The organism is Pseudomonas sp. IT-P4 (genome assembly GCF_949767755.1).
GTDB lineage: Bacteria > Pseudomonadota > Gammaproteobacteria > Pseudomonadales > Pseudomonadaceae > Aquipseudomonas > Aquipseudomonas monachiensis.
Genome location: NZ_CATKPX010000035.1, coordinates 1 through 15,642 on the forward strand (window position 1 = coordinate 1; position 15,642 = coordinate 15,642).

The 15,642-nt window shown below is 60.0% G+C and carries 18 protein-coding genes; 1 reads left to right on the forward strand and 17 read right to left on the reverse strand.

Translation table 11 applies throughout. The annotated features are described in order from the left end of the window. Positions 1-50: 50 nt before the first annotated feature. The 14 genes from ACM6IT_RS15995 to ACM6IT_RS16060 form a co-directional block, all read right to left on the reverse strand. Entirely contained in the window at positions 51-1,019 is a 969-nt protein-coding gene (locus ACM6IT_RS15995) for a GTP 3',8-cyclase MoaA (protein WP_414918318.1), read from the reverse strand. A gap of 137 nt (positions 1,020-1,156) precedes the next feature. Next, on the reverse strand, positions 1,157-1,795 hold the full coding sequence (locus tag ACM6IT_RS16000; RefSeq protein WP_007977040.1) for a TetR/AcrR family transcriptional regulator: 639 nt from the start codon (positions 1,793-1,795) through the stop codon (positions 1,157-1,159). Between the two features lie 342 nt (positions 1,796-2,137). Further along, positions 2,138-2,923: a TatD family hydrolase gene (locus tag ACM6IT_RS16005; protein WP_223541068.1), complete on the reverse strand. Its 786-nt coding sequence runs from the start codon at positions 2,921-2,923 to the stop codon at positions 2,138-2,140. A 72-nt stretch (positions 2,924-2,995) separates the two neighbouring features. After that, positions 2,996-3,982 (reverse strand): DNA polymerase III subunit delta', encoded by a 987-nt coding sequence (locus ACM6IT_RS16010; protein WP_223541067.1) that lies wholly within the window; start codon positions 3,980-3,982, stop codon positions 2,996-2,998. Continuing rightward, positions 3,975-4,607: a dTMP kinase gene (gene tmk / locus ACM6IT_RS16015; RefSeq protein WP_414918319.1), complete on the reverse strand. Its 633-nt coding sequence runs from the start codon at positions 4,605-4,607 to the stop codon at positions 3,975-3,977. The genes ACM6IT_RS16010 and tmk overlap by 8 nt, the downstream gene beginning before the upstream one ends. Positions 4,608-4,626: 19 nt before the next feature. Continuing rightward, entirely contained in the window at positions 4,627-5,859 is a 1,233-nt protein-coding gene (mltG, locus tag ACM6IT_RS16020) for an endolytic transglycosylase MltG (RefSeq protein ID WP_414914916.1), read from the reverse strand. Positions 5,860-5,862: 3 nt separating this feature from the next. Further along, positions 5,863-6,678 (reverse strand): aminodeoxychorismate lyase, encoded by an 816-nt coding sequence (gene pabC, locus ACM6IT_RS16025; RefSeq protein WP_056727218.1) that lies wholly within the window; start codon positions 6,676-6,678, stop codon positions 5,863-5,865. Next, positions 6,678-7,922: a beta-ketoacyl-ACP synthase II gene (fabF, locus tag ACM6IT_RS16030; protein ID WP_056727219.1), complete on the reverse strand. Its 1,245-nt coding sequence runs from the start codon at positions 7,920-7,922 to the stop codon at positions 6,678-6,680. The genes pabC and fabF overlap by 1 nt, the downstream gene beginning before the upstream one ends. Before the next feature lie 109 nt (positions 7,923-8,031). Beyond that, positions 8,032-8,268, reverse strand: a complete 237-nt coding sequence (gene acpP, locus ACM6IT_RS16035; protein ID WP_003175607.1) for an acyl carrier protein — start codon at positions 8,266-8,268, stop codon at positions 8,032-8,034. Positions 8,269-8,464: 196 nt separating this feature from the next. Next, positions 8,465-9,205 carry a 3-oxoacyl-ACP reductase FabG gene (gene fabG / locus ACM6IT_RS16040; RefSeq protein WP_007987168.1) on the reverse strand — a complete coding sequence of 247 codons (741 nt, stop codon included), beginning with the start codon at positions 9,203-9,205 and terminating at the stop codon, positions 8,465-8,467. A gap of 16 nt (positions 9,206-9,221) precedes the next feature. Further along, complete coding sequence (gene fabD / locus ACM6IT_RS16045) at positions 9,222-10,160, reverse strand: ACP S-malonyltransferase (protein ID WP_008050436.1); 939 nt, start codon at positions 10,158-10,160, stop codon at positions 9,222-9,224. Between the two features lie 125 nt (positions 10,161-10,285). Further along, positions 10,286-11,296, reverse strand: a complete 1,011-nt coding sequence (gene plsX / locus ACM6IT_RS16050) for a phosphate acyltransferase PlsX (protein ID WP_082563017.1) — start codon at positions 11,294-11,296, stop codon at positions 10,286-10,288. 4 nt (positions 11,297-11,300) lie between these two features. Next, positions 11,301-11,483, reverse strand: a complete 183-nt coding sequence (gene rpmF, locus ACM6IT_RS16055) for a 50S ribosomal protein L32 (RefSeq protein ID WP_003179396.1) — start codon at positions 11,481-11,483, stop codon at positions 11,301-11,303. A gap of 13 nt (positions 11,484-11,496) precedes the next feature. Continuing rightward, on the reverse strand, positions 11,497-12,024 hold the full coding sequence (locus ACM6IT_RS16060) for a YceD family protein (protein WP_008050439.1): 528 nt from the start codon (positions 12,022-12,024) through the stop codon (positions 11,497-11,499). A gap of 105 nt (positions 12,025-12,129) precedes the next feature. Between ACM6IT_RS16060 and ACM6IT_RS16065 the strand changes: the two genes are divergently transcribed. Further along, the gene (locus ACM6IT_RS16065; protein ID WP_414918320.1) at positions 12,130-12,708 is read left to right on the forward strand and encodes a Maf family protein; all 579 of its coding nucleotides are present in this window, start codon (positions 12,130-12,132) and stop codon (positions 12,706-12,708) included. Positions 12,709-12,794: 86 nt separating this feature from the next. On the opposite strand, the gene ACM6IT_RS16070 is transcribed toward ACM6IT_RS16065, so the two are convergent. The 3 genes from ACM6IT_RS16070 to rluC are packed head-to-tail and all read right to left on the reverse strand — an operon-like array spanning position 12,795 to position 15,420. Then, a complete protein-coding gene (locus ACM6IT_RS16070) occupies positions 12,795-13,784 on the reverse strand; it encodes a S49 family peptidase (RefSeq protein WP_223541064.1) in 990 nt (329 codons plus the stop codon). A 24-nt stretch (positions 13,785-13,808) separates the two neighbouring features. After that, complete coding sequence (locus tag ACM6IT_RS16075) at positions 13,809-14,471, reverse strand: HAD-IA family hydrolase (RefSeq protein ID WP_056727224.1); 663 nt, start codon at positions 14,469-14,471, stop codon at positions 13,809-13,811. Beyond that, entirely contained in the window at positions 14,458-15,420 is a 963-nt protein-coding gene (gene rluC / locus ACM6IT_RS16080) for a 23S rRNA pseudouridine(955/2504/2580) synthase RluC (RefSeq protein WP_056727225.1), read from the reverse strand. Before rluC ends, ACM6IT_RS16075 begins: the two co-directional genes overlap by 14 nt. Positions 15,421-15,642 lie beyond the last annotated feature (222 nt).

Genomic DNA, 15,642 nt, shown 5'->3' on the forward strand with positions numbered 1-15,642 from the left:
GATGATATGCGATCCCCTGTGGGAGCGAGCTTGCTCGCGATTGCGAAGGATCAACCGCCGATAATCTTCATGACAGTCGCACCACCGGAGAACGCCACTTCCTGCTTGTCCCCCAAGGCTTTCACCAGCAGCCGCTGCAAGGCCGGCAGCGCCTGATGGCGCGGCTTGTCCAGCAGATCGCCGACGTAATGGCGATTGCTCGACGACAGGCAGCCATGCAGCCACCCGGTGGAAGATAAACGAAGGCGCGAGCAAGTACGGCAGAACGGCACACTTTCGTTGGCGATCACGCCGAAATGGCCTCGCCCCGGAATTTCATAGCGCACCGCTGTCGCATCGACGGGCGCGTCGGCTTGCAGATATTCGTAGCGCTCGCCGATCAGGCTCAGCAATTGCTGGAGGCTGACGAACTGTTGCAAAAAGGCATTGGAGTCGTTGGCCAGATGGCCCATGCGCATCAACTCGATAAAGCGCAGTTCATAACCGCGCTCCAGGCAATAGTCGAGCAGCGGCATCACTTGATCGAGGTTTTGTCCGCGCAGCGGCACCATGTTGACCTTGATCTTCATGCCGGCCGCACTGGCCTCGTTCATGCCGTCGAGCACGGTGGCCAGGTCGCCGCCCCGGGCAATGCCGCGGAACGCACTGGCGTCGAGGGTATCGAGGGAAACGTTGAGGCGCCGAATGCCGGCGTTCACCAGCAGCGGCAGTTTCTTCGCCAGCAACTGGCCATTGGTGGTCAGGCTGATGTCTTCCAGGCCCATCTGCCCGACCGCCGTCATGAACGCTTCGAGTTTCGGGCTGACCAGCGGCTCGCCGCCGGTAATGCGCAGACGCTCGATGCCCGCTGCTTCAATCAGATAAGCCACGCCGCGCGCCATGGCTTCGGCCGACAATTCATCCTGCGCAGCCACCAGCCGCTTGCCGTTGGGCACGCAGTAGGTACAAGCGTAATTGCAGGCTGAGGTCAGACTGATTCGCAAGTTGCGAAAACGCCTGCCTTGACGGTCAACGATCATGGTCACTCCGGCGGAAGAATATCGGGCCACTAAAACTTGACTCAGAAATCAAGTTTTAGCAAGTCCTCTACCTGAGTATATTCCTGCGGTACTGCGCCATGTAGCGAAATCATGGCGCAATAAGGCAACTGAATGGCTCAGCTGCCGGAAGTGTCGGTGTCACGCTTGCGCTTGTTGCCCATGCGCACGCCGATGTCCATCAGGAACTGGAAGAAACCTTCCTGATCTTCCAGCACATTGCTCCAGAACGGCGAGTGATACAGCGCGACGGCACCGTGCACCAGCGCCCAGGACGCGCAGTAGTGGAAGTAAGGCGGCACGTCTTCCAGCTTGCCTTCGCTGATCCGCCCCTTGATCAGCAGGGTCAGGCGTTCGAAGTTCGAGGCACGGATCTTGTGCAACTCCTCGATCATCTCCGGCACCTGGTTGCCCTTGACCACTTTCTCTTCGAGGCGGTCGAACAGGCGATAGCGTTGTGGATCGCGCATGCGGAATTCGAAGTAGGCCCGGGACAGGGCTTCCTTGTCCTTGTCGACATCGGCCGAATGCAGCAGAGCGTTCAAATCGCGCTCGTAGTCGAGCATCAGGCGCAGATAGATTTCCGCCTTGGATTTGAAGTGCTTGTAGATCGTGCCTTTACCGATACCGACGGCATCAGCAATCATCTCGACGGTGACACTGTCTTCACCTTGTTCGAGGAACAGCTTGAGCGCGGTATCGAGAATTTCCTGCTCGCGGCGACGGAATTCACGGACCTTACGAGGTTCTTTATGCATAAGAAAAGGTCTGTCGGGGTCAAAATTCGAAGCCGCGTATTATGCCTAACTTGCGCAAAAATGCACGGATCATCCGACCATATCTGCGCTTTCTGGTCATTCCGCGTACGTTTACAGGGTGATGAGAACTCTTCCGAAGCGCACGTATTCCAAATTTGTTTAAAAACCCGTGCCGCTAAACTGGACGAGGCGCAATCCTGATCAATACTTGAACTGTCGGCGGGGCATCTCCCCCAAGTGTCACGCCGATATTGGTACCAACGGACCGCGTGCCATTGTTTTACTCCTAATGGTCTTAACCCGGATTCACCCCCCAGAACCCGGGTTTTTTTTGCCTGCGATTTAACCTTTTACGTGTGCCAGCGGGAACAGTCGCTTGAAATTCGCCGTGGTTTGCTCGGCAAACCGCTCGTAGGGCTCACCACGCAACATTGCCAGAAATTCCGCAACTTCACGCACGTACTGCGGCAGGTTTGGCTTGCCGCGATAGGGAATCGGCGCCAGGTACGGCGAGTCGGTTTCCACCAGCAATCGGTCGGCCGGCACCTTGCTGGCCACATCGCGCAACGCATCGGCATTGCGAAAAGTGACAATCCCGGACAGGGAAATGTAATAGCCCATGTCCAGCGCGGCTTTCGCCATCTCCCAGTCTTCGGTAAAGCAATGCAATACGCCCGCCTGGGGCAGCGCTGCTTCACGCAGCAAGTCCAGGGTATCGGAGCGGGCGCCACGGGTGTGGATGATCACCGGTTTGCCGGTCTGTTGCGCCGCTTGCAGATGCAGTCGGAAGGACTCCTGCTGCAACTCTGCTGCTTCCGGTTCGTAGTGATAGTCCAGGCCGGTTTCGCCAATCGCCACCACCCGCGGGTGATTGAGCTCCTGCAACAGCCAGTCCAGCGCCGGCGCGGCACCCGGCTGCACATCCAGAGGGTGTACGCCCACCGAGCAGTCGACGTCGTCATAACGTTCGGCCAGGGCCTTGACGTCGGCCGCGTTGTCCGCGCTGACACCGATACACAGAAAGTGCCCTACCCCGCGCTGCCGGGCTGCATCAAGGGCAGCATCCAGGGAGCCGTCGTGGGCGGTCAGGTCGAGGCGATCAAGGTGACAATGGGAATCTACGAGCATAAGGGGCTGCAACTTGTATCGAATGGGTGGGACGGTCGGATGTACCGATACTCAGAGTTTAGGCGCAGACGGTCATCGCTGGGCAGGCAACGACGCCCATTGCACCAGCAATGCCTCCAGCAGCAAGGCCGGATTGAGGTTGGCCTTGCTCAGGACTTTCTGTCGCTGGGCGAGGATCCAGTCCTGGATATCGAGGACTTTGCCCTGGGCGCTTTTCTGCGCCAGGTATTGCACGACCTTGCGCATGTCGGCAAGGCCGAGGCCAGCTTCGTCCTGGGTCAACTGATAGCGCAGGATCAGGCTCGACCAATCGCAGAACCAGTCGAACAGGCGCAACATCGGAATGTTTTTCCATTCTTCGGCCAGTTGCGTCGGCGACTGCTGTTGCTTGAGGAGTTTTTTCACCCCTTCCACCACGTGCGCGCGCTGTTCACGCACGCCCTGCCCCTGGAGGTTGACCGCCGCCAGCGGCGAACCGGCGGCCAGCGTGAGCAGTTCGACGCGCTCGTCTTCGGAACACTCCGGCAGCGCCTGGGCCAGCCATTTCAAACTCATGGCCTCGCCCGGTAGCGGACAGGCCTGCTGCACGCAGCGACTCTTGATGGTTGGCAACAAGCGGCTCGGCTGATGGCTGACCAGCAACAGGACGGTATCGCCGGACGGTTCTTCAAGGCTTTTGAGCAAGGCGTTGGCGGCGTTGATGTTCATCGACTCGACCGGCTCGATCAGCACCACCTTGCGCCCGCCCAACTGCGCGGTCTGCACCACGAAACCGACCAGGTCGCGAACCTGGTCGACCTTGATCGCCTTGTCGGCTTCTTCGGGCTCCAGGATGTAATTATCCGGGTGGCTGCCAGCCTTGAGCAACAGGCATGATTTGCATTCGCCACAGGCCTCCAGCGCGTTCGGGCGCTGGCACAGCAAGCTGGCCATCAAGCGCTCGGCCAGTGCCCGCTTGCCGATCCCGGCCGGGCCATGCAGCAGGTAGGCGTGCGCATGCTGGGCGCGACCGGCCAGTTGCTGCCAGAGGGCTTCCTGCCACGGGTAGGCCTCAGCCACGGTTCAACTCCAGCAGGCGCGGCAGCAAGGCATCCAGCGATTGCTGGACCTTTGCCAACGGCTGGGCAGCATCGACCAGCACATAACGCACCGGATCCGCCTTGGCGCGCTCGAGAAAGGCACTGCGCACGGCATCGAAAAAGGTCCGGCCTTCAAGCTCGAAGCGATCCAGACGACCACGAGCGCTGGCGCGGGCCAGGCCGACCTCGACAGGCAGATCGAAAATCAGTGTCAGGTCCGGGCGCAGATCGCCCTGGACGAAGGCTTCCAGGGTCGCGATGCGTTCCAGCGACAAGCCCCGACCGCCACCCTGGTAGGCGTATGTCGAATCGGTGAAACGATCACACAAGACCACGGCACCGCGAGCCAGCGCCGGGCGAATCACCTCGGCCAGGTGCTGGGCACGCGCCGCGAACACCAGCAGCAGCTCGGTGTCCGGGTTCATGACTTCATCGACCGGAGCCAGCAGCACGTCACGGATGCGCTCGGCCAACGGCGTGCCACCCGGCTCGCGGGTCAGCACCACCTCGATGCCGGCGGCGCGCAGGCGCTCGGCCAGGTATTCGCGATTGGTGCTCTTGCCGGCGCCTTCGGGGCCTTCCAGAGTAATAAACAAGCCGGTCACAGGCAGTCCTTAGTCAGAGTCATTGCGAGCTTTTCGGTGCGTTGGCATCGAGTTCGGGCGTTTCGGGGGCTGGCGCAGGTTCTTGCGCCGGCACTTGCGGCAGCGCCTCGGGAGCCGTATTCGGTGAAGCGGCCGGAATCGGTGTTTGTTCCTGCGAAGCCTTGGCCTCCTGCGTACCGTTTTGTTCAGTATCGGTCGGCGATGTCTCTGGCGTGGCAGTGGGTGCCGGGCTGGAGCGGTAATCGGCGCGACGCTTGATCTGGAACTCCTTCACGGCATTGTTGTGGGCATCCAGGTCGTCGGAGAACACGTGAGTGCCATCACCACGCGCCACGAAGTAAAGGCTGTTGCCCTCCACCGGATTGAGTGCCGCATGGATGGCTTCGCGACCGACCATGGAAATCGGGGTCGGCGGCAGGCCCGCATTCATGTAGGTGTTATAGGGCGTCGATTCCTTGAGGTGAGCCCGGGTCAGCTTGCCGCTGTAGCGGTCGCCGAGGCCGTAGATCACTGTCGGATCGGTCTGCAGCAGCATGCCTATCGCCATGCGGCGCACAAACACGCCGGCAATCTGTCCGCGTTCCTGTGGCACACCGGTTTCCTTTTCCACCAGCGAAGCCATGATCAGCGCCTGGTAGGGTTCGGTGTACGGCGTATCTGCAGCGCGCTTCTCCCACTCCTTGGCGAGCACTTCATCGAGGCGGTCGTAAGCGGTTTTCAGCACCTCGACATCAGACATGCCCCTCACGTAACGATAAGTGTCAGGGAAGAAGCGCCCTTCCGGAAAAATCCCGGTGTGGCCGAGCTTGTCCATGACCTGGCTATCGCTCAAACCGTCGAGGCTATGATCAAGTTTTTCTTCCTTGGCCAGCGCTGCGCGGACCTGACGGAAATTCCAGCCTTCGACCAGGGTCAGGCTGTATTGAACCATTTCCCCGCGTTTCCACAGATCGATCAGGCCTTCGACGGTCATGCCAGGTTGAATGCGGTATTCCCCGCTGTGCAGAGGTTGTTTGGCCAGGTTGAAGCGCCAATACACCCGCAGCCAGAATGCGTCCTTGATGACGCCATTGGCTTCGAGTCGGTAGAAGGTGCGGGTCGGCGTGGTGCCCTTGGGCACATCCAGCAATTGTTCCTGGGCAATGTTCAGCGGCTGTACCAGCGCCGAATGAATCTTCCAGGCAGAAGCACCCATCAGCAGCCCCGCCAGAACCACTCCGGTTTCCAGCAGCAGCAAGAGTTTACGTCTCACGTATCAAGCATCCAGTAGCACACGGGCAATGGTTTGGAGTTTACGGGTGAGCGGCCCAACCGGCCAGTGAAGAGCAGCATAGGCGCGCACCGGCCAGATACCATACACGCTGTTGCAGACAAAGACTTCGTCAGCCCATTGCAGCTGCTCGAGGGGGATATCGGTGATTTGCGTGGGGATTCCCAGCGACTTGGCCTGAAACAATATTTCGGCACGCATCACGCCTGCCACGCCGCAGCGCTTGAGGTCGGCAGTGATGAGCACGCCATCACGCACCAGGAACAAGTTGCTGAACACGCCTTCAATCACGCGCCCGGCCTGATCGAGCATCAAGCCTTCGGCATGCTCGCTGTCCTGCCATTCGGCACGGGCGAGGACTTGCTCAAGACGATTCAGGTGCTTGAGGCCGGCCAGTAATGGCTGCCTGGACAATCGCGTGACGCAGGGAAACAGACGAACACCCTGCTCACCGTGGACCCCAGGGTAAGCCGCCGGTGGATTGCCTTGCAGAATGCGTCGGGCCTGGGCCGAAGGATCCGGGGCGTAACCGCGCAGTCCGTCGCCACGGGTGAGAATGAGCTTGAGCACCCCATCACCCAGTGCCGCGGCGTAGGCCAACAGTTCGCTGCGGATCAGCTCATGCTCGGCGGTTATCGCCAGGCGTGAGCAGCCATCCGCCAGACGCGACAGATGCCGGTCCAGCAACACGGGCCGACCACTGCGCACGGCGATGGTCTCGAACAGACCATCGCCATAAGCCAGGCCGCGATCCTTCAGCGACAAAGCGTCAGCCGGCTGACCGTCGACCCAGCTGTCCATCAGCCTGCGAACCGGCGGAACACCAGCGAGCCGTTGGTGCCACCAAAACCGAAGGAGTTGGAAACGACCACATCGATATCCATGTTGCGCGCCGTGTGCGGCACGAAATCGAGGTCGCAGCCTTCATCCGGCTCATCGAGGTTAATGGTCGGCGGCGCCACCTGGCCGTTGATCGCCAGCACGCTGAAGATCGCCTCGACCGCGCCCGCCGCACCCAGCAGGTGGCCGGTCATGGACTTGGTGGAACTGACAGCCAGCTTGTAGGCGTGCTCGCCGAACACCGACTTGATCGCATTGACTTCGGCCAGGTCGCCTGCCGGAGTCGAGGTGCCGTGGGCATTGATGTACTGCACTTGATCGCCATTGATTTTGGCATCGCGCAGTGCATTGGTGATGCAGCGCGCAGCACCCGCGCCATCAGCTGGCGGCGAGGTCATGTGGTAAGCGTCGCCACTGGTGCCGAAGCCGATCAGCTCGGCATAGATGGTCGCGCCGCGGGCCTTGGCGTGCTCGAGTTCTTCCAATACCAGCGCGCCGGCACCATTGGACAATACAAAGCCATCGCGGCCCTTGTCCCATGGACGGCTGGCGCGGGTCGGCTCATCGTTGCGGGTCGACAGCGCGCGGGAGGCACCGAAGCCGCCCATGCCCAGACCGCAGGCCGCCATCTCGGCGCCGCCGGCAATCATCACGTCGGCTTCGTCGTACATGATGTTGCGGGCCGCCATGCCAATGCAGTGGGTACCGGTGGTACAGGCCGTGGCGATGGCGTAGTTGGGTCCCTGTGCACCGAGGTGGATGGACAGGAAACCGGAAATCATATTGATGATCGAGCCTGGCACGAAGAACGGAGAGATCCGTCGCGGGCCGGTCTCGTGCAGCGTGCGGGCGGTTTCTTCGATATTGGTCAGACCGCCAATACCCGAGCCCATGGCCACGCCGATACGCTCACGGTTGGCGTCGGTGACTTCCAGACCGGAATTGCGTACCGCCTGAAAACCTGCGGCCAGACCGTACTGAATGAACAGGTCGAGCTTGCGGGCTTCCTTGACCGAGAGGTATTCCTCGACATTGAAGTCCTTTACCGAGCCGCCAAAACGGGTGGAATAGGCAGAAAGGTCGGCGTGTTCGATCAGACCAATGCCACTACGGCCAGCCAGAATGCCCTGCCAGCTGCTCGGCACATCCGTGCCCAGTGGCGACAACATACCCATACCGGTGACTACGACGCGTCTACGCGACACAGCACTCTCCTTTTTTCAAATGACGACTTTGCATCAGGCCTAAAGAAAAAACCGCACGCCTTGATGGCAGTGCGGTTTTTCCATGACAGCGAGCAACGATTACAAACTATTACGCCTGGTGGCTAGTAACGTAGTCGATTGCAGCTTGTACAGTAGTGATCTTCTCGGCTTCTTCGTCAGGGATTTCGGTCTCGAATTCCTCTTCCAGAGCCATCACCAGCTCAACGGTGTCAAGGGAGTCGGCACCCAGGTCTTCAACGAAGGAAGCAGTGTTGACCACTTCTTCTTCTTTAACGCCCAGTTGCTCAGCAACGATTTTCTTGACGCGCTCTTCGATGGTGCTCATACCTTGTTTTCACTCCTAATGGACAAATTCAGGCAGCTGGCCAGTGGGTAAGTGTATAGAAAGACTTTTCAGCTTTTCAACTGAAAGCTTCACTCCTCGTACCCGGTGACCCTCTGCCTATAAATAGATTGCAGCTTTATAACGGATTTTAGACAGCTCGTATGACATTTTTTTGAAGCAATCCGTCACATTTGAATTACATGTACATCCCGCCGTTCACCGGGATTGTAGCTCCGGTAACGTAAGCCGCACCGTCCGACGCAAGAAAAGCGACCACGGACGCGATCTCTTGAGCCTGCCCCAGACGACCCAGCGGAATCTGCGTCTGCAAGGCTTCACGCTGTGCCTCGGGCAGTTCACGGGTCATATCGGTATCGATGAACCCAGGGGCCACCGAGTTTACCGTAATCGAACGCGAACCGACTTCACGCGCCAGAGCACGGCTGAAACCTTCCAGGCCGGCCTTGGCGGCAGCGTAGTTTACTTGGCCTGCGTTGCCCATGGCACCCACAACCGAGCCAATACTGATAATTCGGCCCCAACGAGCTTTGGTCATGCCGCGCAAAACGCCCTTGGACAGGCGGAACAGACTGTTCAGATTGGTATCGACAACGTCGTGCCACTCGTCGTCTTTCATGCGCATCATCAGGTTATCGCGGGTGATACCGGCATTATTGACCAGAATTGCCGGCGCACCGAACTGCTCCTGAATGCTCGCCAGAACACTTGCCACGGACTCGTCGCTGGTGACATTGAGTTCCAGGCCTGTGCCCTGGATACCGTTTTCCTTCAGGGTCGCGGCGATGCGCTCAGCACCCGACGCGGAGGTCGCGGTACCCACAACGATAGCGCCCTGACGCCCCAGTTCCAGGGCGATGGCCTGGCCTATGCCACGGCTTGCACCGGTGACCAGTGCAACTTTACCTTGCAGACTCATGCAAGCTTCTCCTGATTCAGGCCAACGCTGCACGGGCGGCAGCGAAAGCGTCTGGGGTATTGAGGTTGGATGTCGACACGCCTTCGGCGCAACGTTTGTTCAGACCGGCGAGCACTTTGCCCGGGCCACACTCGACCAGGTTGGTCGCGCCTTTGGCGGCCAGCGCCTGGACCGATTCAACCCAGCGTACTGGCTTGTACAGTTGTTCGAGCAGATCGCGCTTGAGGGTTTCCAGATCGGCCGGCACCTGGGCACTGACGTTCTGTACCACGGGAATCTGCGGCGCCTGCCAGTCGATCGCAGCGATCGATTCGGCGAAACGTTCGGCAGCCGGACGCATCAGCTCGCAGTGCGACGGCACACTGACCGGCAGCGGCATGGCGCGCTTGGCACCACGCGCCTTGCAGCCTTCGATGGCGCGCTCGACGGCAGCCTTGGCACCGGCGATGACCACCTGGCCCGGCGAGTTGAAATTGACCGCGCTGACCACTTCGCCTTGCGCCGCTTCGGCACAGGCTGCCAGTACGTCGGCATCGTCCAGGCCCAGGATAGCGGCCATGCCGCCCTGCCCGGCCGGAACGGCTTCCTGCATCAACTGGCCACGACGCTCGACGAGTTTCACCGCGTCGCCCAGGCTCAGGCTGCCTGCCGCGACCAGCGCGCTGTATTCACCCAGGCTGTGCCCGGCAACGTAGGCCGGGCGTGCGCCACCTTCAGCCAGCCACAGACGCCACAAGGCGATAGAGGCGGTCAGAATGGCCGGCTGGGTTTTATCGGTTTGATTGAGTTGCTCTTCCGGCCCTTGCTGGGTCAGTGCCCACAGGTCGTAACCCAGTGCATCGGAAGCTTCTTTGAATGTTTCAAGGACAACCGGATGTTGCGCGCCCAGCTCGGCCAGCATGCCGAGGGACTGCGAACCCTGTCCTGGAAAGACGAATGCGAGGGAAGCAGACATGTAACAAGCCCCTAATGATCTTGTCGTCGGAGAGTTGGCGCCCCACTTCGGGGACGCAAGAAACTGACAGTTGGATGGCCCATCGAACCAAGCGGTCACATTTAAGCATTGTCCGACGAAAACGCCTAAAGCAACAAATCCTCCAGACGACCGTGCAGGCGCTCGGGAAGATTCTCCTGAATCTCGATCAAGGCGCGCTCAATGGCACTCTGAAACCCCTGGACCCCTGCAGAACCGTGGCTTTTCACCACAATACCCTGCAAGCCGAGAAAGCTCGCGCCGTTGTGTCGGGCAGGCGCCAGATCGGCCTGCAGGCGCTTCATCAAGGGCAGCGCCAGTGCGCCAACCACGCGAGAGGCCACGTTCTTCCTGAACAACGCCTCGATGCGCCCGGCAATCATGGTCGCCAGACCTTCGCTGGACTTGAGCAGGATGTTGCCGACAAAACCGTCACACACCACCACATCCGCTTCGCCACGGTACAAACCGTCGCCCTCGATAAAGCCGATGTAATTGATGCCACGGGCGCCTTGCAACAAAGTCGCTGCCAACTTGACCTGCTGATTGCCCTTGATGTCTTCGGTGCCGATGTTCAGCAACGCCACCCGAGGACGCGCGATACCCAGGGTCTCAGCCGCAACCGAGCCCATGACCGCAAACTGCAGCAGATGCTCGGCACTGCAATCGACGTTGGCGCCCAGGTCGAGCAATTGGCAGTAACCCTTTTGTGTCGGAATCGCCGCCACCATGGCCGGGCGGTCAATGCCCGGCAGGGTCTTGAGCACGAACCGCGACAACGCCATCAGCGCACCGGTATTGCCGGCACTGACACAGGCCTGGACCTTGCCGTCACGCAACAACTCAAGCGCCACGCGCATCGACGAGTCGGGTTTGCCACGCAGGGCCTGGGCCGGCTTCTCGTCCATTGTGATGACTTCGCTCGCCGGGGCAATCGACAGGCGCGCGCGATCCACAGCCGGATGGCCAGCGATCAATTCTTCAAGAAGGGAGGGTTGACCGACGAGGGTCAGGTGCAGCGAGGGTGTAGCAGACAGGCAAGCAAGGCTGGCCTGGACAATGCTGCGGGGACCGAAGTCCCCGCCCATTGCGTCAATCGCGATGACTTGAGCGGACAAGTGATTACTCGTCAGCGCCCTTGTCGATCACTTTACGGCCACGGTATACGCCTTCTGGCGATACGTGGTGACGCAGGTGAACTTCACCGGTGGTTTTTTCTACAGACAGGGTGCTAGCCTCGAGAGCGTCGTGCGAACGGCGCATGTCACGGGCAGAGCGGGATTTTTTGTTCTGCTGAACAGCCATAATTGATTAACTCCTAAACGTTTGGGTCACGCTTTAACTGCGCCAATACACTGAACGGGTTGGACCGCGTTACCTCGTCCTCGCTCGGTTCGGGCTCATCGAGACCCGCCGGCTGCTGGCATTCTTCCGGATGATGAGCAGGCACAATGGGCAAGGCGAGCAGAAGCTCCTCCTCGATCAGTGACTGCAGATCCAAAGGATCTTCGCCCAGTTCCAGCACGTCATAACCTTTCGGCAACGACTGGGTATTCGCACCCTCCTTCACCACAGCGTAACTGCATTCGCTGTGGATCGGCAGGGTGACCAGCTCAAGACAACGCTGGCAAACCATTTTGACCTCAGTGTCGATAAAGCTGTGGATGACCACAGATTTACGTTCATCTCGTTCAAAAACGAATTTAGCCTGCACCGTACCGACATTGTCGGAAAGCGGGTCGCAGAGTCTCTCCAAATCGGCCAGCAGCATTTCACCTTGAAGGGTGGTGCCACGATCAGCCAATTTGCGCGGGTCAACGTGAGGTGGAATCGGGTCATTCAACATAGGCGCAGCATTATAGGGATGCCCCCGCCCATGTCAAAGGAAATTCAGCCCTGTCCGTCACTTGGAAGCCTCGCTAGAATTCGCACACGCCTTATGGAGTTGCGCATGCTGCCTTTATTACTCGCTTCCAGCTCGGCCTATCGCCGGGAATTGCTGACCCGCCTGCAGCTGCCTTTCACTTGCAGCTCGCCGGATATCGATGAAAGCCATCGCCCGGGTGAGTCCGCCATCGAGCTGGTCAAGCGCCTCGCCGAAGAGAAAGCGCGCGCCCTGGCCGACAGCCATACCGCTCATCTGATAATCGGCTCCGACCAGGTCGCCGTGCTGGGAGAGCGGATTATCGGCAAGCCTCACACCTTCGAAAAGGCCCACGAACAACTGCTGGCCGCCAGCGGTGCCAGCGTGACGTTCCTGACCGGCCTGGCCCTGCTCAACAGCCAGACCGGGTACTGCCAGGTCGATTGCGTGCCGTTCACCGTACACATGCGCACACTCGACGCAACCCGCATCGAACGCTACCTGCACGCAGAGCAACCCTACGACTGCGCAGGCAGCTTCAAGGCCGAAGGCCTGGGGGTCAGCCTGTTTCGCAGCACCGAGGGCCCTGACGCCACCAGCCTGATCGGCCTGCCACTGATTCGCCTGATCGACATGTTGCTGGTCGAAGGCGTGCAAATCCCCTGAAAGCAAAAGATCGCAGCCTGCGGCAGCCCCCACACGAATTAGCGTAGGAGCTGCCGCGGGCTGCGATCTTTTGACCCAAGGCCGGATCAGCGCAACGACGGACCGTTAAAGCCCATCCACATCGCCAAATGCTCAGCCACGCTGGCACCGAGTTTTTTCGAGAAGCGATCGAATGGCGACTCCTGAACGGTGAAGTCCACCAGCTCTTTCTCGCCGATCACATCCCGTGCAACCGAACTGGCATTGCCCAACCCATCGATCAACCCCAGCGGCAACGCCTGCTCACCGGACCAGACCAGGCCGGAGAACAGCTCCGGATGCTCCTTGTCCTTCAGGCGATCGCCACGCCCCTGCTTGACGCTGCTGATGAACTGCTTGTGGGTCGTATCGAGCACGCCCTGCCAGAAAACGGTTTCTTCCGGCTTCTGCGGCTGGAACGGATCGAGGAACGACTTGTGCTCGCCAGAGGTGTAGGTGCGCCGCTCGACGCCCAGCTTCTCCATGGTGCCGACAAAACCATAACCGGCTGCCGTCACACCGATGGAGCCGACCAGGCTCGCCTTGTCGGCGTAGATCTGATCTGCCGCGCTGGCGATGTAGTAAGCGCCGGAAGCCCCCAGATCGGAAATGACCGCATAGAGCTTGATATCCGGGTGCAGGCCACGCAGACGACGGATCTCGTCATAGACATAACCCGACTGCACCGGACTGCCGCCCGGGCTGTTGATGCGCAGGATGACGCCCTTGACTTTCTTGTCCTCGAAAGCCGCGCGCAGGCTGCCAACGATATTGTCTGCGCTGGCCGATTCCTTGTCGGCAATCATGCCCGTCACATCGATCAGCGCCGTGTAATTGGCACTGAGGGTAGCGGCCTTCTCCATATCCATCAGTGGCGAAAACAGGGCAATTGCGCCGAACAGATACACAAAAGTCAGTAATTTGAAGAATATCCCCCAGCGACGGGACCGGCGCTGCTCCTGCACGCCAGCCAGCAGCGTTTTTTCCAGCAGCTTCCAGCTCTTGTCGTCACCGCTCTCTGCGCTCGCCTTGGCGGGCGCCTTCCATTCGTCGGCCATGCCATCCACCCCAAAAACAACCGGTTAAGCCCGCTGACTCAGCCAGGCATGCAATTCTGAAAAACGGTCGATGGCCAGTCGCGGCTCATACAACTTCAACGCATCGATCGATTGAGCACCATAACTGACGGCCACCGAACCCATGCCGGCGTTGCGTGCCATCTGCAAATCGAAGGACGAATCACCGACCATCAACGCCTGCTCCGGGCGAACCTCGCAATGGGCGAGGATCTGCTCGAGCATCAGCGGATGGGGCTTGCTGGCGGTCTCGTCGGCGGCGCGAGTGATATCGAAGTAATTCTCCCAACCATGGGACTTCAACACCCGATCCAGCCCGCGACGGGCCTTGCCGGTCGCCACGGCCAGATGATAGCCCTCGGCACGAAACGCCTCGAGCGATTCGACCACACCCTCGAACAGCGGCGAAGGCACAGCCTCCGACGCAATGTAATGCTCGGCATAGTGCTCGCGGAACGCGATCAGCCCGGCATCGTCGATTTCGGGGTACAGGGTGCGGATCGCTTCCGGCAAGCCCAGGCCGATGATCCCCTTGACGGCCAGATCATCGCGCAGCTCAAAACCGGAACGCCGGGAGGCAACGTGCATCGCCTCGACAATTCGGCCAATGGAGTCGGCCAGGGTGCCGTCCCAATCAAAGATCAGCAGCTTGTAATCAGATGGGCGCACTCAATCGCTCCACGGTTTTGGCCCACATATCGTCGACCGGCGCTTGCAGCTTCAGTTCGCCGCCATCGGGGAGCGGCACGGTCAACATGTAGGCGTGCAGGAACAGGCGCTTGCCGCCCAGATCACGGATTTCCTTACTGAAATCGTCATCGCCATACTTGGTGTCGCCGGCAATGCAGTGCCCGGCGTGCAACGTGTGGACACGGATCTGGTGAGTGCGGCCGGTGATCGGCCTGGCTTCAACCAGGGTGGCAAAGTCGCCAAAGCGACGCAGGACCTTGAACACGGTCACAGACTCCTTGCCCTCCTCCTCGTCGACCTCGACCATACGCTCACCGGAGCGCAGATTGCTCTTGCCGAGCGCCGCTCGGACTTGCTTGATCGAGGACGCCCAGTTACCGCGAACCAGCGCCATATAGCGCTTATCAACGCCATCACCGCGCAAGGCTGTGTGCAGGTGACGCAGCATGCTGCGTTTCTTGGCGATCATCAGCAAGCCGGAGGTGTCGCGGTCAAGACGATGAACCAGTTCGAGCTCCTTGCAATCGGGACGCAACTGACGAAAGGCTTCGATGACACCGTAATTCAAGCCGCTGCCGCCGTGAACGGCGATGCCGCAAGGCTTGTTGATCACGATCAGCGCCTTGTCTTCGAAGACAATCGAGGCTTCGAGCCGCTGCAGCAGGCCTTGTGCCAGCGGTACCGGCTCGTCGCGCTCGGGCACGCGAACCGGCGGCACGCGCACGATATCGCCCGCCTGCAGCTTGTACTCGGGCTTGATCCGACCCTTGTTCACGCGCACTTCGCCCTTGCGCAAAATGCGGTAAATCAAGGTCTTGGGCACGCCTTTGAGTCGGGCGAGAAGGAAATTATCAATGCGCTGGCCGGCATATTCCGGCGAGACCTCAAGCAGTTGTACGCCTGGAGTCGGGGGGGTAGTCGTCGTCATGGCGCGGATGATAACAATTTTTTATGGAATTGAAGCACTTAATCATTGCTGCTATAGTCGCGAACGCCGCCAAAAGCGGCCTGGACAGCGGACCAACGGTCAAAAACCGGCCCTGACCAACGCAATTCACCAGGACGCGAGGCCGTCCTACGGGGCTTTCGCTACGTAACGGTGGAGTTTGCAGGTGTAACGAGCGCAGGTGACATGAGGCCTGAATCACGC